The following is a 20,308-nucleotide window of genomic DNA, read 5'->3' as shown; positions in this document are numbered from 1 at the left end:
GTGGCCTGATTTTGGTAGTGAGGGCCAGAGCTTGATATCGCCCGGAGAAGCAGACCATGACGCCAGGAATTCGCCCGCTTGTCGCCGGCAACTGGAAAATGAACGGAACCAGCGCTTCGCTGAACGAGCTCAGGATGATCGGCAACGGTTTCATGAGCGGGCTCGACGCGGAGACCGAGGCCCTGGTCTGCGTTCCCGCGACGCTGCTCTCCCATGCCGCGGAGATTCTGTCGCGCACGCCGGTCCATGCCGGCGGCGAGGATTGCCACACCAAGGAAAGCGGCGCCTACACCGGCTGCATTTCGGCGGAGATGCTGAAGGACGCCGGCGCGAGCCATGTCATAGTCGGCCATTCCGAATGCCGCGAACAACGCGGCGAGGACGATGCGACGGTCCAGGCCAAGGCCGCCGCCGCATGGCGTGCCGGGCTCGTGGCCATCATTTGCATCGGCGAGACGCAGCAACAGCGTGAAGCGGGCGCCACGCTCGACGTGCTGTCGCGCCAGGTCGCCGGCTCGGTGCCGCCGAGTGCCACGCCATCCAACACCGTCATTGCCTATGAGCCGGTGTGGGCGATCGGCACGGGCCTGACGCCGACCGCGGCCGATGTGACCGAAGCGCATGCGCATATCCGCGAAAAGCTCTCGGAGAAACTTGGCGCCGCTGCCGCCAAGATGCGCATTCTCTACGGCGGCTCGGTCAAGCCGTCCAATGCGGTTGAACTGCTCGGCGTCAGGAATGTCGATGGCGCGCTGGTCGGCGGCGCCAGCCTGAAGGCGGCCGATTTTCTGGGTATCGCCGAGGCCTATCGCAGCATTTCAGGCTAAGTTTCACGACGAAGGATGGGGCTCATCCCGTCCAAATTCGTTGCAAAGGGCGCGTTGCTTCCCATATTCCGGCCACGGGCTTGGAAATGCCGTGAAAGCATTGTATTGAGCCGCCTCCAATTCACCGGTCGTGTCCGCGGCCGGGCAAGGCCTTGCCAGGATAAACTATGCAAACCGTACTGATCGTCATCCATCTCATGGTCGTGCTCGCCCTCGTCGGCGTGGTGCTGCTGCAACGCTCCGAAGGCGGCGGCCTTGGCATTGGAGGCGGATCGGGCTTCATGACGGCGCGCGGCGCCGCCAACGCGTTGACCCGGGCAACGGCCATCCTGGCGGCGGCTTTCTTCGTCACGTCGCTGACCTTGTCGATCATTGCCCGCTACGGCGAAAAGCCGATCGACATTCTCGATCGCGTCCCAGCGACCTCGGACGGCGCCGGCAAGGGCGTGCTCAACCAGTTGCCTGGCACGACGACCCCGGCACCGGCCGGCAGCACCACCCCGACGCCGCCGTCGGGCAATGGCGCGGCGACGACGCCTGCGCCGGCAGCTCCGGCCACCGCGCCCGCCTCTGGTGCAACGCCGCCGGCAAGCAACGGCACCACCAACACGGCGCCCGCGGCACCGCAGGTCCCGAACCAGTAACCTCATCTGGTCCAAACCGCGACCTGTGATCGTTTGAACACAGTCGCGGCAAATGCTGCGCGATCACGAAGATTCAACGGGCAGCAGCGTGGTCTCACGCTTGAGGCATCCGCGCTTATTCGACTATAGATTGCACGCGGCATTTTCGGTGTCCTTGGGGGACGCCGGGCGACGCCGTGGGCAACAAGCATTGAACGATCGGATCTTCGCCATGCAGCTTCGCAGCTTCATTTTCCTGGGACTTTGCGCCGTACTCGGCCTGAGTTCCCCGGCTTTCGCCGGCGTGCCGGCCAATTTGGCCGCCAATCAGTCGGTCGACAAAACCGACGCCATCAACGTCGCAGTCAAGAGCGATGCGGCGCAGTTGAAGGCTCTCAAGAAGAAGAAAAGCCCAACACCGGACGATCTCGCCCAGATCAAGAAAATCGAGGCCAAGATCGCCGCCGACAAGGAAGACGCCAAGACCAAGGCGCTCGAAGCCAGGAAGCTGGCGTTGCGCGAGGCGGCCAAGGCCAAGGCCGACGCCGAACGGCAGGCCTTCCTGGCTAAGAAGGGAAAGAGCGCTTCTACAACGGCCGAAGTGGCTGACGCCAAGCCGGCCAAGAAGACCACAAAGGTCATCGAGCCGATCGAACCGATCACACCAATCCAGTCAGCCGAGCCGCTTCCGGCAGAAGCGATGAATGTCGCTCTGACCGGCAACAATGGTGAGCTTCGTAGCGAGGTCATCGGCCAGAAGCAGCCGAGCCGCGGCCTGTTCGCCGGCCTGTTCGGCGGCACCTCTTCCGGCTCGTCGATCAGCTATCTGCCCGAGACGCGGGCTCTCGACCGGGCTCTCGCCCAGAAGGACGCCAAGAAGCCGTTCAAGGTGAAGCCGGAATTCGTGCCGCAGGACGTGGAATTCACCGGCTATGAGCCGGGCACCATCGTCATCGACACCAGCGCGCGCCGGCTCTATCTCGTCGAATCGTTTTCGACCGCGCGTCGCTACGCGATCGCGGTCGGCCGTGAAGGCCTGCAGTTCAAGGGTACGGTCGCGGTGGGCGACAAGCAGGAATGGCCGCGCTGGATCCCGACGCTCGACATGCAGAAGCGCGAGCCCAAGCACTACGGGCAGTACAAGGACGGCATGCCCGGCGGCGGCCAAAACCCGCTCGGCGCCCGCGCCATCTACCTCTATGACGGCAAGAAGGACACGCATCTGCGCATCCACGGCACCATCGCGCCGCAGTCGATCGGAACCAGCGCTTCCAATGGCTGCTTCCGCATGATCAACGAGCACGTCATGGATCTCTACAGCCGCGTCAGGGTCGGCACCAAAGTCGTCATCATCTGACGTTTCCGCCATCCTGCCGAAAGGGCCGGCTCAGCCGGCCCTTTTGTTTTGCCTCGCTCACGACAAGCCTGTCCGGTCGTGATCCCCGGACAAACGAAAACCGTTTGTTCGAGAAAACCGGGTTCCACACTTCGGGATCATGGTCCGACGCCTTCTTGGGAAAAAACCTTCGCGGTGGTTTTTTCTCTGGCGGAATCAATCCAGCCGCGTTAAGCGATGACTCCCATGGCGCGATATGTATTCATCACAGGCGGCGTGGTTTCCTCACTTGGAAAAGGCATAGCCGCAGCGGCCCTTGGGGCTCTCCTGCAGGCGCGAGGCTATCGCGCACGCATCAAAAAACTCGACCCGTATCTCAATGTCGATCCCGGCACGATGTCGCCGTACCAGCATGGCGAGGTGTTCGTCACCGATGACGGTGCGGAGACCGATCTTGACCTTGGTCACTACGAGCGCTTCACCGGCCGCTCGGCCAATCAACAGGACAACATCACCACCGGCCGCATCTACAAGAACATCATCGAGCGCGAGCGGCGCGGCGACTATCTCGGTGCCACCGTGCAGGTCATTCCGCACGTCACCGACGAGATCAAGAATTTCGTCCTCAACGGCAATGACGACTATGATTTCGTGCTGTGCGAGATCGGCGGCACGGTCGGCGACATCGAGGCGATGCCGTTCCTCGAGGCGATCCGTCAGCTCGGCAACGACCTGCCGCGCAACAATGCCGTCTACGTGCATCTGACCTTGATGCCCTACATTCCGACGGCGGGTGAGCTGAAGACCAAGCCGACCCAGCATTCGGTCAAGGAACTGCGCGGCATCGGCATCGCGCCCGACATCCTTCTGGTTCGCGCCGACCGCGCCATTCCCAAGGAAGAGCGCAGAAAACTGTCGCTGTTCTGCAATGTCCGGGAAAGTGCCGTCATCCAGGCGCTCGACGTGCCGCACATCTACGACGTGCCGATGGCCTACCACAAGGAAGGGCTCGATTCGGAAGTGCTGGCCGCCTTTGGCATCGACCCTGCGCCGAAGCCGCGCATGGAGCCCTGGCAGAAGGTGTCGGACCGCATCCACAGCCCGGAAGGCGAGGTGACCATCGCCATCGTCGGGAAATACACTGGACTCAAGGACGCCTACAAATCGCTGATCGAAGCGCTTTCGCATGGCGGCCTGGCCAATCACGTCAAGGTCAAGCTCGACTGGATCGAATCGGAGATCTTCGAGAAGGAGGATCCGACGCCTTGGCTGGAAAAGGTGCATGGCATCCTGGTTCCCGGCGGCTTTGGCGAACGCGGCTCCGAAGGCAAGATCCTGGCGGCGAAATTCGCGCGCGAGCGCAAGGTGCCGTATTTCGGCATCTGCTTCGGCATGCAGATGGCCTGCATCGAGGCGGCGCGGTCGCTGGCGGGCGTCGAGCATGCCTCCTCGACCGAGTTCGGCCCGACCAACGAGCCCGTCGTCGGCCTGATGACCGAATGGCTGAAGGGCAACATGCTTGAGAAGCGGCGGGAAACCGGCGATCTCGGCGGCACGATGCGTCTCGGCGCCTATCAGGCCGACCTCGCCAAGGGCTCCAAGATCGCCGAGATCTATGGTGACACGCAGATTTCCGAACGCCACCGCCACCGCTACGAGGTCAATATCGACTACAAGGAGCGGCTAGAGGATTGCGGCCTGGTGTTTGCCGGCATGTCGCCAGACGGCGTGCTGCCGGAGACGGTCGAATATCCCGACCATCCCTGGTTCATCGGCGTCCAGTATCACCCTGAGCTGAAGAGCCGGCCGCTCGATCCGCATCCGCTGTTCGCCAGCTTCATCGAGGCTGCCGTGGAACAGTCTCGCCTGGTGTAGGCACCCGCCAGGCGGAGCCTCTCATGCAGACCTATGTCGCGCTCCTCTACAGCATCATCCTGGGTGAGGGGCGCCGGGTCGTCATGGCGGACCTCAAGGCGATGGCGGAAGGCCTCGGCTTGAGGAATGTTCGCACGCTGGTGGCGACGGGAAATCTGGTCTTCGAGGCTGAGAGGACCGCGACTGCCGCGCTTGAGAAGCGGCTGGAGGCCGCCTTCGAAACGGCCTTTGACCGCCACGTCGACATCATTGTCCGTGGCGCTGGAGATTGGCAGAAACTCGCGTCGCGCAATCCATTCCCAACCGAATCGGAGGAAGCCGGGGATCAGGTCGCGGTGCGTGTGATGCGCAAGCCTGTGGCCGAAGATGTCCTGTCGGGGCTTCAGGCCTATGCCGCCGAGGACGAGAAGGTGCTCCTGATCGGCGGCGACATATGGCTTGTGTTTTCGCGCGAACGGCCAAGCTCGCGGCTGCTTGCGGCCGCCAATCACAAGCGCCTGGGCATAGGCACGTCGCGCAACTGGAACACGGTGCGCAAATTGGCGGAGATGGTTGGCAGTAGGGAATAGGGAATCTGTTTGTGTATTCCCTAGCCCCTACTGCCTACTGCATCACTTTCAGGCTTTCGCTATCTTGGCGCCCGCACCCACGGCGGCGGTGCGCAGCACGTAATAGATGATGCCGGCAATCGCCACGCCGAAGAACCAGCCATAGACGCCCCACCAGGACGGCAGCCAGTTGGTGAAGTTCGGCAATATCGACGAGAAGACGGCACCGATGCCGGCCGCGATGAAGGCATTGACGTGCCAGCCGCCCTGGAAGCGGAACTCGCCGTCCTCGCGATACAGCGCCTCGACGTCGACCTCGCCTTTGCGGATCAGGTAATAGTCGACCATCATGACGCCGAAGATCGGCCCCATCGTCGCGCCGATGATGCCGACGAAATGCGCCGCACTGCCTTCCCACGGCGCGAATGGATAGAGCACAAGTGCGATGAGTGCTGCGATGTAGCCGCCCTTCTTGAAGTCGATCTGACGCGGGAAGACGTTGGAGAAGTCGAAGGCTGGCGAGACGAAGTTGGCGACGACGTTGATGCCGAGCGTGGCAACCGCGAAGGTCAGGGCCGCGAGTGCCGCCAGGAACCAGCTGTCGAACTTGGCCGAGATCTGGTCGGGATGCAGCAGCACTTCGTGGTAGACGTCATAGGCGGCAATGGTGGTGACGCCGGCGACCAGCGAGAACAGGATGAGGTTGACCGGAAGGCCCCAGATGTTGCCTTTGCGCAGCGCCGCCTTGTCCGGCGCGTAGCGGGCGAAGTCGCAGAAATTGAGATAGAGCGCCGAGAAATAGGTCACCCAGATCGCCGCGACCCCGAAGAGCGTCGTCCACGATCCGGGATCGCCCGGAATCCCGGCATCGGCGGTCTTTTCGCGCAGCACGTCCATCGGAATATCGCTGGTAAAGGCGAAGCTCCCTGATTTGACGCAGAGATAGATGGCCAGGAGCAGCATCATCACCCAGACGGCAGGCCCCGCCCAATCCTGGAAGCGGCGCACTGTTTCCATGCCCTTCTGGATGATCAGCAGTTGCAGCGCCCAGATGATGACGAAGCAGATCACTTCCAGCGTGGAATGGCCGAGAAGATGCGAGGTCTTGTTGAATTCGTCGAACCATTGCAGGCGAGTGAGCAATGCCACGATGGCGCCGGAGGCGGCGGCCGTTTGCGCGCCGTACCAGAAGCAGGCGACGATGGCGCGCACCAAGGCCGGTATGTTGGCACCCCAGATGCCGAAGGAGGCGCGGGCGAGCACGGGGTAGGGCACGCCAGTCTTGACGCCGGCATAACCGACCATGTTCATCAGCGCGTAGATGATCAGCGAGCCGATGCCGATAGCAATGATGAAATTGACGAAGCCGCCGCAGAACAGGAACAGGCTGGCGGCGAGATAATAGCCCCACAGGCTGTGAACGTCCGATGTCCAGACGTTGAAGATCGAGAATGGTCCCCAGTTTCGAACTTTGGCCGGAGCGAGATCCTCGTTGTACAGATCAGGCGATGCGCCTTGTATGGTCACTGCAATGTCCTCCCCTTGATTGGCCACGCGCCTCCACGCGATAGCTGTGCAGGTTAAGCCTGACGCTGGGGAACCGACAAGCAATCCATTTGCCGGCTTTGGCCTTAAAGATATTCAATGCGAACGGCGATTATCGAGGGGTCGCAATGGTGGGCCGCTGTTGGATACCAACAGTTCTGGTGATTCGAATTCGGGCGCTGCTTCTCCACCTAGGCGATGTCCATGACCCGCTTGTGGTCCTCGACTTCCGACAACAGCCAGTCCTGAAACAGGCCGGTGCCCGGCTTGTTGCCGATGCTGCGGCGCTGATGCAGGTAGATGCCGGCCGGATAGGTATGGCGGGCCTGAAACGGCGCGACAAGTTTGCCTTGCTGCAGCAGATCCTGCGCCATCATCGTATCGGCGAGCGCAATTCCGGCGCCATTGATTGCCTCGCGCATGATGAGCGTACAGTCATCCAGCGTCGTGCTGGATTTCGGCGTCGTGTCCAAAACGCCTTCCTGCTCCAGCCAACGCTTCCATCTCATGCTCTCGCATTCGTGGATAAGATGATGGTTGACCAGATCGGCGGGCGATCGCAGCGGCACGGGCCCATCGAGCAATGAGGGCGCACAGACCGGCGTCAGAACCAGCGGGATCAAAAGCGTCAGGGCCGGGCCGGCCTTGTAGACGAACTCGTCGACAATGGCCAAATCGAAGTTGGCGCGCTTGCCTGACGTCGAGATCTCCAGCTCCACGGTCGGATGCAGCTTGCGAAAGTTCGGCAACCGGTCCGCCAGCCAAAGGTTCAGGACCGCCGGGACGCACAAGACCCGGACGCGTTGGGTCCTGCCGTGGCTTGGGCCATCGGCGAGGCTGACGTCGTCGGTGGCGCGCCAGATGGCCTCGAACGCTTCGGAGAGGCTGCGCGCATAGTAGGAGCCCCTGATGGTCGGTGTTATCTGGCGAAAGCCGCGTTCGAACAGATCCTGGCCGAGATTTCTTTCGAGCGCACGGATATGGCGGCTGATGGCCGAGGGTGTCAGGTGCAGCTCTTCGGCCGCATCCTTGATGCTGCCGAGACGTGCGGCGGCCTCGAAAGCGCGCATGCCATTGAGTGAAGGTAGGGCCATTGGCCGATCATGAATTGTCAGTTGAGTTTTTGTCAATCGACTTGGGCGAAATTGGCGTTTGATCGCCTGGCCTGTCGGCGCTACCCAAAAGGCAAGAGCGACTAAGTCGCCATCAGAAAACGATTTTTTGGGGCCTCCGGCACCATTCCACCAAGGGCAGAGACCGGCAACAGGTTTAGCCATTGGCGGGCGAAGCGATGCACGCTGAGCCGAGGCCGGAGTCGTCAGCAAATGGGAGAATGCCAGTCTATGCCTCAATCGCCAGTACCGGTCTTTGAAACGGCGGACGGAATTTCCTCGGAAACCGCTGTCGTCGTGATCTTGCGAACCGCCCAGACAGGCTTTGGCCCGCGGGCAGCGGCACTGGACGCCGAGATGAGCGGGATCCTGTCGCGTGCCTGCTCCGACCCGGCCACCTTGGCCGAATCCGGCACGTGCATCGATCTCATCGCCCCCCAGGGCGTGTCGGCCCGGCGCGTGATCGTCCTGGCCCTTGGCAAGGCCGAGGCCGTAACCGCCCTGTCACTGGCGCGCGCCGGCGGTTTGCTTGCCGCGCATCTGGAAGGCAAGTGCGAGTGCGCCGCGACGCTTGTCCTCGACCCCATTGACGGCATTGACCTGCCCGCAGCCGAGATCCTGGCGCGCGTCGCGCTGGGCATGCGGCTGCGGCGCTATCGTTTCGACATGCGCAACCGGCGCCAGGGGGCGGGAGCGGACCGGACCTTGCGGGTACAGCTGGTCGGAGCAAGCCGCGCGGATCTGACCCCGGCACTGGCGCGGATCAATGCCATCGCGGACGGTGTCGAATATGCGCGCACGCTGGTCAATCTGCCGCCGAACCATCTCCACCCCGACAATTTCCACGATCATCTGGAGCCGCTGCGCGAAGCCGGCATCGACGTCGAGATACTCGATCCATCGCGGCTGAAGGAGCTCGGCATGAACGCGATCCTGGCCGTGGGTTCCGGGTCGGTGCGGCCGCCGCGCGTCGCGGTGCTGCGCTATCGCGGCAAGGGCGCTCCTTCCCAACCGATGGCTTTCGTCGGCAAGGGCGTGTGTTTTGACTCCGGCGGCCTCTGCATCAAGCGCGGCGAGCAGATGTTCGACATGAAGGCCGATATGGGCGGCGCGGCCGCCGTGGTCGGCCTGCTGATCGCGCTTGCCCGGCAAGGCAGCCCGGTGCATGCCGTCGGCGTTCTCGGCATTGCCGAGAACATGCCGTCCGGCACCGCGCTCAAGCCGCGCGACATCGTCACCACGGCGTCAGGACAGACGGTCGAGGTGTTCGACACGGACGCGGAAGGGCGCCTGATCCTGGCCGATTGTCTCTATTATGCCGCCTCGCGCTTCAACCCGTCGGTGATCGTCGATCTGGCGACGCTGACCTATTCGGTGATGCGCGGCCTGGGATCGGTCTTTGCAGGTCTTTTCAGCACCGACGATGCTATCGCGTCGCAGATGATCGCTGCGGGGGAAACGGTTGGCGAGCGGTTCTGGCAACTGCCGCTCGACAAGGCCTATGACGAAGGCCTGCAATCGCCCTTCGCTGACATCCGGCACCACGCCAAGGACATGGAAGACGGTGACGCGCCTTACGCGGCGGCGTTCCTGCGCCATTTCACCGAGGATCGTCCCTGGGTGCATCTCGACATCGCCGGCAAGGAAATGGCCGACGCGGACCGTCCGCTCGGCCGCGAAGGCGCCACGGCGTTCGGCGTGCAGATGCTGGAAGAGTGGGTGCAGACCAGGCTGAACTAGGCGCCTGCTGTCGGGGACAGAAACGAAATGCGTTCAAACGTGATGGGAACCGGGATGTCGTCAGAGGTCGCTAGCAAAGAGGGACGAGCCGCGTTCGGCAGTTACGAGACCTGGTATCGTATTTCTGGCGATCTCGATGCCGACAAGCCCCCGGTGGTGATCCTGCATGGCGGGCCGGGCGCCGCCCACAACTACGTCGATGCCTACAAGCATCTCGCCCGACGGGACCGCGCCGTCATCCACTACGACCAGTTGGGTTGCGGCAATTCCACTTTGCTGCCGGAGAAAGGCGCCGATTTCTGGACGCCACGGCTTTTCATCGACGAGCTGGAAAATCTCGTCGATCATCTCGGCATCCGCGCAGGCTTCCATGTGTTAGGTCAGAGCTGGGGCGGCATGCTGGGCGCCGAGTATGGGGTAACGCGGCCGAATGGCCTGAAGTCGCTGACCATCGCCAACTCGCCGGCTTCGATGAAGCTTTGGGTCGAAGAGGCCAACCGGTTGCGCGCCGACCTCCCCGGGGACGTGCAGGAGACACTGACCCGGCACGAGCAGGCCGGCACGACGGAAGATCCGGCCTACCAGGCAGCGACGATGGTGTTCTACGAGCGGCATGTCTGCCGGGTCGTGCCTTTCCCACCGGAGGTGACGGAGACCTTCGACCAGGTCGTGCGCAACCCCACTGTCTATCATCTGATGAACGGGCCGAACGAGTTCCATGTCATCGGAACGCTGAAGAACTGGAGCATCATCGATCGGCTGCAGGCCGTCGATGTTCCGACACTGATCATCTCCGGACGCTACGACGAGGCCACGCCCGCGACCGTGCAGCCCTTCAAGGACGGCATCAAGGGATCGCGCTGGGAGATATTCGAGCATTCCAGCCACATGCCGCATGTCGAAGAGCAGGACGCGTGCATGCGGGTGGTGGGCGACTTCCTGGACGACAACGACAACTGAGAAAAGGGGAACCAAGACATGAAGAAACTGCTTTTGGCCGCATCAGCCGCGGCACTGCTGGCCGGCACGTGGCTCGCTCCGGCACAGGCTGAATATCTCAAGGAGCACCGAGGTGGCACCATCCGCCTTCTGGCCCGCTCCGCGGCGGGAACGCTCGATCCGCACATCAACTATACCGACCAGGGCTGGCAGATGTACCAGCCGATCTATGACGGCCTGGTGGCCTTCCGCAAGGCCGAGGGCATGGACGGCTTCACCATCGTCCCCGATCTGGCCGAGGCGCTGCCGCAGGTCAGCAATGACGGCAAGACCTTCACCTTCAAGCTGCGCAAGGGCATCAAGTTCTCCAACGGCCAGGATATGGGCGTCAAGGACGTCGTCGCCTCCTTCCAGCGCATCTTCAAGGTTTCCGGGCCGACTTCCGGCACCTTCTATGCCGGCATTGTCGGCGCCGACAAATGCCTGGCCGATACCAAGAACTGCACGCTGGACGGCGGTGTCGTCGGCGATGAAGCGGCCGGTACCATCACCCTCAATCTCACCAAGCCCGACGCAGAGATACTCTACAAGCTTGCCTTGCCGCATGCCGTGGTGTTGCCGGCGGATACGCCCGCCGAAGACATGGGCTCCAAGCCCATTCCCAGCACCGGCGCCTACATGATCTCCGCCTTCGACCCCAACAAGGGCATGACGGTGTCGCGCAACCCGAACTTCAAGCAGTGGAGCGAGGAAGCGCAACCTGACGGCTACCCGGATGTCGTCCAGTATGATTTCGGCCTGTCCGAGGAAGCGGCCGTGACGGCGATCCAGAACGGCGAAGCGGACTGGATGTTCGATGCGCTGCCGAGCGACCGCCTGGGCGAACTTGGCAGCAAGTCCATGGACCAGCTGCACATCTCGCCGCTTTCGGCGTGGTGGTATGCACCCCTGAACAACCGTCTCGCGCCGTTCGACAATGAAAAGGCGCGCCAGGCCGTTGCCTATGCGATCGATCGCAACACGCTGGTCAAGCTGTTCGGTGGCAAGGTGCTAGCCTCGCCGGTCTGTCAGATCCTGCCGCCGGACTTCCCCGGCCATGAGGACTATTGCCCCTTCACCAAGAACCCCGGTGCCAAATGGTCGGCGCCGGATCTCGACAAGGCAAAGCAACTCGTTGAGGAATCGGGCACCAAGGGCCAGAAGGTGACCATTATCGTCGAGGACACCGCCATTTCGCGGTCGATCGGCGTCTACCTGCAGAGCGTGCTGACCACCATCGGCTATGTCGCCGACGTCAAGCCGATCTCGTCCAACATCCAGTTCACCTACATCCAGAACACCAACAACAAGGTGCAGATGTCGGTCACCCAATGGTACAAGGACTATCCTGCGGCTTCCGACTTCCTGAACATCCTGTTCAGCTGCGCCTCCTTCCGTGAAGGTTCGGATGCCTCGATCAACATCGCCGGCTTCTGCGACAAGGACATCGACGCCAAGATGCAAAAGGCGCTGGATCTCGGCGTGACCGACCAGAAGGCCGCAGACAAAATGTGGGCCGAAATCGACAAGCAGGTCACGGACAAGGCGCCGGCAGTCGGTCTCTTCACGCCGAAGCGGCTTGACTTCGTCAGCAAACGGGTTGGCAATTTCAAGTTCAACCGGCAGTTCAACTGGATGATCACCCAGTCCTGGGTGCAGTAACGAACTGCGGAGGGCACGTCCGTGTCGAACCAAGCCGTCGCCATGCCGCGCAAGACGCGAGGGCCCTGGGCCGTCGCGTTTGCGAAGCTGGCAAGGGACAGGGCTGCCATGGCATCCCTGGCCGTGTTCCTCCTCATCGTGCTGGCCTGCCTCAGCGCGCCTCTCTACGCGAAGTGGGCCGGCGTGGACCCCTTCGCCTCGACGCTCGACGCCGTCATCCAGATCGACGGCGCCGACGTTCCGGTGATGGAACAATCGACCGAGGGGCTGGGGCTCGGCTACACGCCGCTCGGTCCGACCTGGCGGCTCGGCAATTATTTCCTCGGCGCCGACAGCCAGGGGCGCGATGTCATGGCCCGAATGCTCTATGGCGGGCTGAGCTCGCTGCTGATCTCCGGTGCGGCCACCATCTTCACCCTGATCATCGGCACGGCGGCGGGATTGATCGCAGGCTATTTCGGCGGCATCACAGATACGGTGCTGTCGCGCCTGCTGGATGTCCTGTGGGCCTTCCCGATCTATCTGCTGGCGATTTCGCTTTCCATCGTCACCATCGCGCAAGGCATCAGGATCGGGCCGATCGATATCGAGTCCGGCAGCCTATGGTTGCCGGTCATCATCATCGGCATCGTCTATGTGCCCTATGTGGCGCGTCCGATACGCGGGCAGGTGCTGTCACTGCGCCACAGCGAATTTGTGCTGGCCGCGATCAATCTCGGCGTGCCGGGATGGCGCATCCTGTGGCGCGATATCCTGCCCAACATCACCACCACGCTCATCGTCTTCGTACCGTTGATGATGGCGCTGAACATGCTGACGGAATCTGCACTTTCCTTCCTGTCGATCGGCGTGCAGCCGCCCGCCGCGAGTTGGGGCACCATCATCCAGGACGGGCAGGCGCTGCTCTACACCAGGCCGCTGGTGGCGCTGGTGCCGGGCCTGGCCATCGCGGTGTCCGTCATGGCGCTCAATGTCTTCGGCGACGGCCTGCGCGACGCGCTCGACCCGCGCTCCAAGGTTCGGTTGGGGCGCGACTGATGATCTATGCCATCCTGCGCCGTTTCGGTCAGATGCTGTTCGTGATGTTCGGTATCTCGGTCATCGTCTTCCTGATCTTCTTCGCGACGCCGGGCGCCGACCCGGCGGCGCGCATCGCCGGGCGCAATGCAACAGCCGAAGTGCTGGAAGCGGTGCGCCACAATTTCGGCTTCGACCGGCCGCTCTACGTGCAATATGTGAAGATGATGGAGAAGATCTTCGTCACCGGCGACCTGACCTCCTTCGTCAATCGCGGCTGGAAGGTGGTGCCGGCGGTGATGGATTCGATCCCCGTCACGCTCTCGCTGGTGTTCGGGGCGGCGATCCTTTGGGTGGTTGTCTCCATCATCATCGGCATCGTTGCCGCCGCCACCCGCGACAGCTGGCTGGACAAGCTGTTGATGGCTTTGGGCCTGCTCGGCATCTCCATGCCGGTCTACTGGCTGGGCGAGGTGATGAACCTGATCACTCAGAGCCGCTACCACGACAGCTGGGCATTCTCATGGGTCCCGCCGCTTGGCTACAAGAATTTCTCCGACGATCCCAAAGGCTGGTTCCTGACCCTGATCATACCCTGGATCACGTTGGCCATTCTCTACATAGGCATTTACGGGCGCGTGCTGCGCGCCGCCATCATCGAATCCTTGCAGGAAGATTTTATCCGCACGGCCCGGGCCAAGGGCCTGTCGGAGACGCGCATCCTGCTGCGCCACGCCTTGCGCACATCGCTCATCGCGTTCGTCACCTTGTTCGGCCTGGACTTCGGCGCGCTGGTGGGCGGCTCGGCGCTGCTGACCGAGGTGGTGTTCGGGCTGCACGGCATCGGCAAGCTCACTTATGACGCGCTGCAGAATCTCGACCTGCCGATGATCATGGCAACGGTGATGTATGCGTCCATGTTCGTGGTCATCGCCAATGCGGTCGTCGATTTCGTCTACATCCTTCTCGATCCGCGCCTGAGGACATCATGATACTGTCGGTGCGCGACCTCAAAGTATCCTTCCGCACCAATGACGGTCTGGTGCGGGCGATCGATGGCGTTTCCTTCGATCTCGAGGAAAGCGAGATCCTCGGCGTCGTCGGCGAATCCGGGTCCGGCAAGACGGTGTCGCTGCTGGCGGTGATGGGCCTCATCACCGATCCGAACGCCAGCATCGAAGGCTCGATCCGCTACAAGGGCCGTGAATTGGTGGGGCTGCCGGCGCGGGAGCTGAGGCGGCTGCGCGGCAACGAGATCGCGATGATCTTCCAGGATCCGATGACGGCGCTGACGCCGGTCTACACGATCGGCTGGCAGATCGCCGAACAGATCCGCGCGCACCAAAATATCAGCAAAGCCAAGGCGATGGTGCGCGTCGAAGAACTGCTGGCCGAGGTGAATTTTCCCAATCCGCACGAGGCGATGTCGCGCTACCCGCACCAGCTTTCCGGCGGCATGCGGCAGCGCGCGGTGATCGCGATGGCCTTGTCCTGCAATCCGGCGCTGCTGGTGGCGGACGAGCCGACCACGGCGCTCGACGTCACGGTGCAGGCCGGCATTCTCGACCTCGTGCGCAAGCTGCGCGCGACGCACAAATCGGCTGTGGTCTTCATCACGCACGACATGGGCGTGGTCTCCGAACTCGCCGACCGGGTGATGGTCATGTATGCCGGCCGCGTGGTGGAACGTGGCAGCCGCATGGAACTGTTTTCCGACCCACGACATCCCTATACGCGTGCGCTGCTGGGTTCGATCCCGCCGCTGACCGGTGAAAAGCCGCGCCGCCTGCCGGCCATTCCCGGTTCGCCGCCATCGCTGCTCCGATTGCCGCAGGGCTGCGCCTTCGGCCCGCGATGCCCGGTGCACTACGAGCCCTGCGTGACCGACAGGCCAGAGCTTGGCATCGGCACTCACGCCGCGGCGTGCTTCCGGGTGGCGCAGGCATGAGCGGACCGATGACCGACAGCCCAATCCTCGAAACGCGTTCACTCGGCAAGCGCTTCTCGATCGGCACCCGTTTCTCCGCCGAAGGCAAGCGAACCGTCCATGCGGTTGACAATGTTTCGCTGACCGTGCGGCGCGGCGAGACGGTCGGCCTGGTCGGCGAATCCGGCTGCGGCAAGTCCACGCTGGCGCGCTGCCTGGTGAGGCTCTACGACATATCCGACGGAGAGCTGCTGTTCGAAGGCGAGGACATCACCTCGAAATCGCTGTCCGAACTGAGGCCGCTGCGGCGGCGCCTGCAAATGGTGTTCCAGGACCCGTCGGCCTCGCTCAATCCGCGCCGGCGCGTCGGCGATCTGGTGGCCGAGCCGCTGCGCATCCACGGCAAGCTTTCCTCGCGCGAGATCACCGCGCGTGTCGCGGAATTGTTCGAGCTCGTCGGCCTGCTGCCGGACCATGTCATGCGCTATCCCCACGAATTCTCCGGCGGCCAGCGCCAGCGGGTCGGCATCGCGCGGGCCATCGCGCTCAATCCCGATCTGGTCGTGCTGGATGAACCGGTCTCCGCACTCGACGTCTCGGTGCAGGCGCAGATCGTCAACCTGCTTGCCGATCTGCAGGAGAAGCTGAACCTCACCTACATCTTCATCGCCCACGACCTGTCGGTGGTGCGCCAGGTGTCGACCCGCATCGCTGTCATGTATCTCGGCTCGATCGTCGAGGAAGGGCCGGCCGAGGAGGTGTTCGCGACATCAGCCCATCCCTACAGCCAGGCGCTGATCTCGGCGGTTCCGGTCGTTGAGACCACGCCCAGCGGGACGCGCAAGCGCATCATCCTCACTGGCGACGTGCCGAGCCCGCTCAAGCCGCCATCCGGCTGCCGTTTCCACCCAAGATGCCCGATCGCGGTCGAGCGATGCCGCACGGAACGGCCGGAGCTGAGGGAGTATCGACCCGGCCGCAAAGTGGCCTGCCACTTCCCCACGGTTTAGCTGGCGACCATCGACCAAAAGTTTTTTTAAAGGTTCTGTTTTCTGTGTGGAACCAACCGCAAGACTGTGCGTTTCATAAGGTTCGATCGGGCGGCATCGCGATCGACCGGGAGGAAACGATGGACTACCTGCATTTCTTTGCGCCCGTGCGGATCTCGCGCGGGCAGGGACACCCTGTAGAAGAAGTGGATAGTGTCGCAGAGGCGATGGTTTTCTTGCGTAAATGGCCGACGGGACGACGTGGGCCAGTGTATCAGTGCGCGCTGAATTGCTGCTCGGCAGCTTTGTCGGGGCAGATGTCGGCGGAGGAGGCCAGGAAGGCATTCACCGGCTTTGCCAGGATCACGCGGCTTCTGGACGACGACATGGCGCTGCCGGTCCCCGGCGGAACCATGGCGGACGTATACGCGCTGCGGCGGTAGCCGCACCCGGATTGCCGAACGCAAGGACTGCGGCCATGACGGCCGCAGTGTGTTGACGCGCCCGTGGTGACGTGGCCGGCCGGTTTTCCCGGAAGGCCTAATCCCAAGCGACGGAATAGCGGTCGATCACCCAAAGCCAGGAGCCGTCGGCCTGCCGCCGGGCAACCTCGCTGGTGACGTCGCCGTCGGGAAGTCGGGTCGAGGTGAGGGCAAGGTCGCCGCAAATGAGCGCCGGCCGCTGTTCTCCGACCGCAAACTTCCGTCCGGACGTAACGATCCCGGCATAGTAGTCACGAATGGCTTCATGGCCGCGCAGAAAACGTCCGCCTCCGCAGTCGATCACGGCATCCGCCTCGAACAGCGCGACCATGCCATCGACGTCGCCCGCATGCTGTCTCGCTATCAGCATGGGCTCCAGCTGCTGAGGGTCGTAGGCGCGCTTTCCCGCACTCGGATCGTTCATTGAGCGCGCCTATGAAGGAAGTTGGGATGCGTGGATCCGCCGTGGTGCAAACTTACTGGACCACTCCCGCGTCGAAACGAGCATATGGCTCATGGCGCCGCCGCGCCCGCAGTCCCCAGTTCGTCGGCGGCTTCACTGATCCCGTGCGCAGCCGCGCGTTCGAGCCAAAGGCGAGCGGCAACCGGGTCGCACTCCCCGGCGAGGCCTTTCAAGAGATAACGTCCGAGCATGAATTGGGCTTGGCTATGCCCGCGTCCGGCAGCGGCGGCGTACCATTTCTGCGCTGCCGCCTGATCGGCCGGCAGGCCGTGGCCGGCTCCGTACAGCGCGCCAATCGCAAACATCGCCCCGGCGTGACCGTCGGCGGCGGCCTGCTCAAACAGCTGCATTGCAGCCTCGGGCTCGGGCATGCCGCCGCGCCCATTGAGCAGCATCTCTGCGAGCGCCACACGTGCGTCGAGCACGCCGGCGTCGGCCGCCCGCGCAAACCACACGCGGGCCTGAGTTGGGTCGGCCGCCACGCCGCGTCCATCCTGGAGGAGGCGGGCATACATATATTGCGCCTCGGCGACGCCTTCGGCCGCGCGCCGCAGCCAGTGTGCCGCTTGCCCCTCGTCCTGGCGAACGCCGACGCCCTTGGCGAAGCAGAGCCCAAGGTTGAATGCCGCGATGAGGTCGCCCGATGATGCGGCCGCCTCGAACCATCCGGCAACGCTCGCACCGTCGTCCGGCTCGCCGGCCCCTCCGAGGATAAGATTGGCGAGGTCTGTCTGTGCCTGCTGATTGCCGCCATTTGCGGAAGAGCGCAGCCAGCGCGCTCCTTCCTCGACATCCTCAGCCACACCATTTCCCGTCAAATAGAGCGAGGCCAAAGCGCGGGCAGCGGCTTGGTGGCCGGCTTCGGCCGCCCGCCGGTACCAATTCGCGGCTTCTGCAAAGTCCGGCCGCTGCGTCTTGGCATAGCGATCGCCCAACATATAGGCTGCCTCGATATTGCCGGCCAAGGCAGCACGCCGCATCCATGCCTCCCCGGCAGCGACATCTTGGCCGACGAGTGCACCGTCGATCAGTGCCAGTCCCAACCGGAACTGGGCGGAAGGCAGGCCCTTCTCTGCAGCAGCCTGATACAGTTGAGCGGCTGCTTCCATGTCGCTTGCTACGCCGAGCCCGTGCTCGGTAAGGACCGCAAGAAGATAGGTCGCGGTCGGCAGGCCGGCGTCGGCCGCACGCCTTACCTCTTCCGCAATCCGAACTCTGTTTTCGCGTTTGCCGCGGCGGGCCAGCGACAGGGCAAAGCCAAGGCACCCTTCGGCGCAGCCGGCAGCAGCCGACTTCTCGTACCAGCGGTGTGCGGCATCGGCATCGCGCATCGATGCGGGGCCGCTGGTAAGGATATAACCGAGGATCGCCTGTCCCGTGGCCGAGCCTGCCTCGGCCGCCTTGGTGGCAAAGTCGAATGCGGCCGTGAAGTCTGGTTTTCCCGGGGAATCAGGTTTGAACAAGTGCTCCGAGGGTCCCTTGCCGTCGGCTTCCGCCGTCACCAGCCCGGTGACGTAGAGCGCGGCGAGAAGCGCCTGCGCATCCGCGCTCCCGTGGTTTGCCGCCCGCAGCAGCCATCGCGCGCCTTCCATACGGCTCGGTGGCACACCGGCGCCTTCCAGATAGCAACGCGCGACCCGGTACTCGGCGTCAACGATCCCCGCGCGCGCCGCTTTCGCCATAAGCGGAAAGGCTTCGGCGGCCTTGCCGCTGTCAGCAAGCTGGATCGCCCGACGCAACACCGCCGCCGGGAAGGCCAGACCAGTCAGCCGATCCAGGATTGTCATCGATCCGAGCCTCTGATTCCTCCAGTACTCTAAGGCTCCCGCATCGCCTCCTGGCCGATCGGGAGCATGACGCCGAGAAGGTACTTGAGTATCGTGCGCCGGCCGACCTTTACGTCGGCGGTCACCGGCATGCCGGGGCTGACGGCGAAACCGGCGGGAACGCCGTGGAGGGCGACCTGGTCGATGGAGATACGCGTGCGATAGAATGGCTCGGCATCGGAAGGCAGCATGGCGAGGGAACTGTTCGGGTCGCGCGCTTGCTCCTGTGCCGAGAAGGAATCTGGGCTGAGTGCCCGCACAGTTCCATGGGCGAGGCCGTATTGCGAATAGGGGAAGGTGTCGAACTTGATGACCACCGGGTCGCCGACATGCACAAAACCGCTGCTCCTGCCAACGATGTTTGTCTCGATCTCGAGGGGCGCGTCGGCCGGCACCAGCGTGATAAAGCGCTCCCCTGACTGCATGACCGAGCCGACGGAGACTTTTGCCACCGATTGAACGATGGCGTCTGATTGGCTCTTCAACTCGACCAACTGGTTTCGAAGCTTTGCCTTGTTGAGAAGTTCGCGGGCGTCGGAGATCCGCGTGCTTGCCTCCGACAGGCTCTGCGAGACTTCAGCGCGCCAGCCCTGAATGTAGCCGTCGCGCTCGGCGGCCACCGCTGCCTGTTGGCGTTTGGCGGCTTCCGCGGTCTGCTCGGCATTGCCGAGCGCCCGGGACATTTCCGCGCGGTTGTCCTCGGCCAGGAGCGTGTTGAGGCGGCTCCCCACCTGCCTTGCCTCGAGCTGCCTGCGCATCTGTTCGATCGAGTCGGCGACCGTCAGCCGCTGCCGGTAGCCGTCGGCATCGGATTGCGATCGCGAAATCACCGAGCTGAGTTCGTCGCGCTGGCGTTCGAAATTCTCCACCTTGGCGTCGTAGACCGCCTTGCGTTGCTCGAATATCGACACCTGCAGGGTCCAACTCGGGTCGAGGCCGTTGTAGGTGAACGCCTGGCCGCTGGCCTCGGCCCTCAACCGCGCCACCTCGGCTTCAAGTGTCGAGACCTGCATCGCCAGTGCCGCCTGGTCGGCCGAGGAAAAGGTCGCATCGAGGCGGGCAAGCAATTGGCCGGCCTTGACGCGCTGTCCTTCCCGCACCTCGATCGAGCGGACAATCGCTGTCTCCAGCGGTTGCACGACGATGTTGGGGGATTGCGAGACCACCAGCCCTCTGGTCGTCACCACCTGATCGACCGGTATCAGACCCGCCAGGGCGATCAGCGCGATGACCAGGCTGGAAACGATCCAGACGATGCCGCGCGCCGCCCGCGGAATAGGCGCATTGGCGACAGCCGTCGACGGCCACTGGAACTCGAGTATGGCCGGCGTCGTCGGATCTCTCGTTTCCATCCGGTG

Annotated in this window: 18 protein-coding genes; 13 read left to right on the top strand and 5 right to left on the bottom strand. The window is 63.3% G+C overall.

What is annotated here, in order from left to right:
* Positions 1 to 56 precede the first annotated feature (56 nt).
* The 5 genes from tpiA (at position 57) to ACVILI_RS19670 (ending at position 5,230) form a co-directional block, all read left to right on the top strand.
* Positions 57 to 827 carry a triose-phosphate isomerase gene (tpiA, locus tag ACVILI_RS19690; protein ID WP_019858170.1) on the top strand — a complete coding sequence of 257 codons (771 nt, stop codon included), beginning with the start codon at positions 57 to 59 and terminating at the stop codon, positions 825 to 827.
* Between the two features lie 167 nt (positions 828 to 994).
* Positions 995 to 1,471, top strand: a complete 477-nt coding sequence (gene secG, locus ACVILI_RS19685) for a preprotein translocase subunit SecG (protein WP_019858168.1) — start codon at positions 995 to 997, stop codon at positions 1,469 to 1,471.
* 211 nt (positions 1,472 to 1,682) lie between these two features.
* A complete protein-coding gene (locus ACVILI_RS19680; RefSeq protein ID WP_038652706.1) occupies positions 1,683 to 2,807 on the top strand; it encodes a L,D-transpeptidase in 1,125 nt (374 codons plus the stop codon).
* Between the two features lie 216 nt (positions 2,808 to 3,023).
* Positions 3,024 to 4,661: a CTP synthase gene (locus tag ACVILI_RS19675; RefSeq protein WP_020628875.1), complete on the top strand. Its 1,638-nt coding sequence runs from the start codon at positions 3,024 to 3,026 to the stop codon at positions 4,659 to 4,661.
* Between the two features lie 23 nt (positions 4,662 to 4,684).
* Entirely contained in the window at positions 4,685 to 5,230 is a 546-nt protein-coding gene (locus ACVILI_RS19670; protein WP_019858165.1) for a DUF1697 domain-containing protein, read from the top strand.
* Positions 5,231 to 5,278: 48 nt separating this feature from the next.
* Here the strand turns inward: ACVILI_RS19670 and ACVILI_RS19665 are convergent, their stop codons facing one another.
* Together ACVILI_RS19665 and ACVILI_RS19660 are read right to left on the bottom strand one after the other, a co-directional pair.
* Positions 5,279 to 6,736: an NCS1 family nucleobase:cation symporter-1 gene (locus ACVILI_RS19665; protein ID WP_038646845.1), complete on the bottom strand. Its 1,458-nt coding sequence runs from the start codon at positions 6,734 to 6,736 to the stop codon at positions 5,279 to 5,281.
* A 209-nt stretch (positions 6,737 to 6,945) separates the two neighbouring features.
* Positions 6,946 to 8,079 (bottom strand): LysR substrate-binding domain-containing protein, encoded by a 1,134-nt coding sequence (locus ACVILI_RS19660; protein WP_240565036.1) that lies wholly within the window; start codon positions 8,077 to 8,079, stop codon positions 6,946 to 6,948.
* Between ACVILI_RS19660 and ACVILI_RS19655 the strand changes: the two genes are divergently transcribed.
* The 8 genes from ACVILI_RS19655 (at position 8,080) to ACVILI_RS19620 (ending at position 16,622) form a co-directional block, all read left to right on the top strand.
* Positions 8,080 to 9,606 (top strand): leucyl aminopeptidase, encoded by a 1,527-nt coding sequence (locus ACVILI_RS19655; protein ID WP_457102571.1) that lies wholly within the window; start codon positions 8,080 to 8,082, stop codon positions 9,604 to 9,606.
* A gap of 54 nt (positions 9,607 to 9,660) precedes the next feature.
* Positions 9,661 to 10,566: a proline iminopeptidase-family hydrolase gene (locus ACVILI_RS19650; RefSeq protein ID WP_038646840.1), complete on the top strand. Its 906-nt coding sequence runs from the start codon at positions 9,661 to 9,663 to the stop codon at positions 10,564 to 10,566.
* Positions 10,567 to 10,584: 18 nt separating this feature from the next.
* Positions 10,585 to 12,246, top strand: coding sequence for an ABC transporter substrate-binding protein (locus tag ACVILI_RS19645; protein ID WP_038646838.1), 1,662 nt, complete (start codon positions 10,585 to 10,587; stop codon positions 12,244 to 12,246).
* A 21-nt stretch (positions 12,247 to 12,267) separates the two neighbouring features.
* On the top strand, positions 12,268 to 13,284 hold the full coding sequence (locus ACVILI_RS19640) for an ABC transporter permease (RefSeq protein ID WP_019858159.1): 1,017 nt from the start codon (positions 12,268 to 12,270) through the stop codon (positions 13,282 to 13,284).
* Complete coding sequence (locus ACVILI_RS19635) at positions 13,284 to 14,255, top strand: ABC transporter permease (protein ID WP_038646834.1); 972 nt, start codon at positions 13,284 to 13,286, stop codon at positions 14,253 to 14,255. The genes ACVILI_RS19640 and ACVILI_RS19635 overlap by 1 nt, the downstream gene beginning before the upstream one ends.
* Complete coding sequence (locus ACVILI_RS19630; RefSeq protein WP_038646833.1) at positions 14,252 to 15,211, top strand: ABC transporter ATP-binding protein; 960 nt, start codon at positions 14,252 to 14,254, stop codon at positions 15,209 to 15,211. The genes ACVILI_RS19635 and ACVILI_RS19630 overlap by 4 nt, the downstream gene beginning before the upstream one ends.
* Positions 15,212 to 15,219: 8 nt before the next feature.
* Positions 15,220 to 16,200, top strand: coding sequence for an ABC transporter ATP-binding protein (locus ACVILI_RS19625; RefSeq protein WP_457102570.1), 981 nt, complete (start codon positions 15,220 to 15,222; stop codon positions 16,198 to 16,200).
* A 119-nt stretch (positions 16,201 to 16,319) separates the two neighbouring features.
* Positions 16,320 to 16,622 carry a DUF982 domain-containing protein gene (locus ACVILI_RS19620; protein ID WP_038652700.1) on the top strand — a complete coding sequence of 101 codons (303 nt, stop codon included), beginning with the start codon at positions 16,320 to 16,322 and terminating at the stop codon, positions 16,620 to 16,622.
* A gap of 97 nt (positions 16,623 to 16,719) precedes the next feature.
* On the opposite strand, the gene ACVILI_RS19615 is transcribed toward ACVILI_RS19620, so the two are convergent.
* The 3 genes from ACVILI_RS19615 to ACVILI_RS19605 all read right to left on the bottom strand — a co-directional run bounded on the left by ACVILI_RS19615 (position 16,720) and on the right by ACVILI_RS19605 (position 20,302).
* Positions 16,720 to 17,085: a YybH family protein gene (locus ACVILI_RS19615; protein WP_038646830.1), complete on the bottom strand. Its 366-nt coding sequence runs from the start codon at positions 17,083 to 17,085 to the stop codon at positions 16,720 to 16,722.
* 89 nt (positions 17,086 to 17,174) lie between these two features.
* Positions 17,175 to 18,911: a tetratricopeptide repeat protein gene (locus ACVILI_RS19610; protein WP_240565038.1), complete on the bottom strand. Its 1,737-nt coding sequence runs from the start codon at positions 18,909 to 18,911 to the stop codon at positions 17,175 to 17,177.
* A 29-nt stretch (positions 18,912 to 18,940) separates the two neighbouring features.
* A complete protein-coding gene (locus tag ACVILI_RS19605; RefSeq protein ID WP_240565039.1) occupies positions 18,941 to 20,302 on the bottom strand; it encodes an HlyD family type I secretion periplasmic adaptor subunit in 1,362 nt (453 codons plus the stop codon).
* Positions 20,303 to 20,308: the final 6 nt, after the last annotated feature.

This window comes from Mesorhizobium sp. USDA 4775 (assembly GCF_054062655.1).
This window is presented reverse-complemented; position numbering and strand designations above follow the sequence as displayed.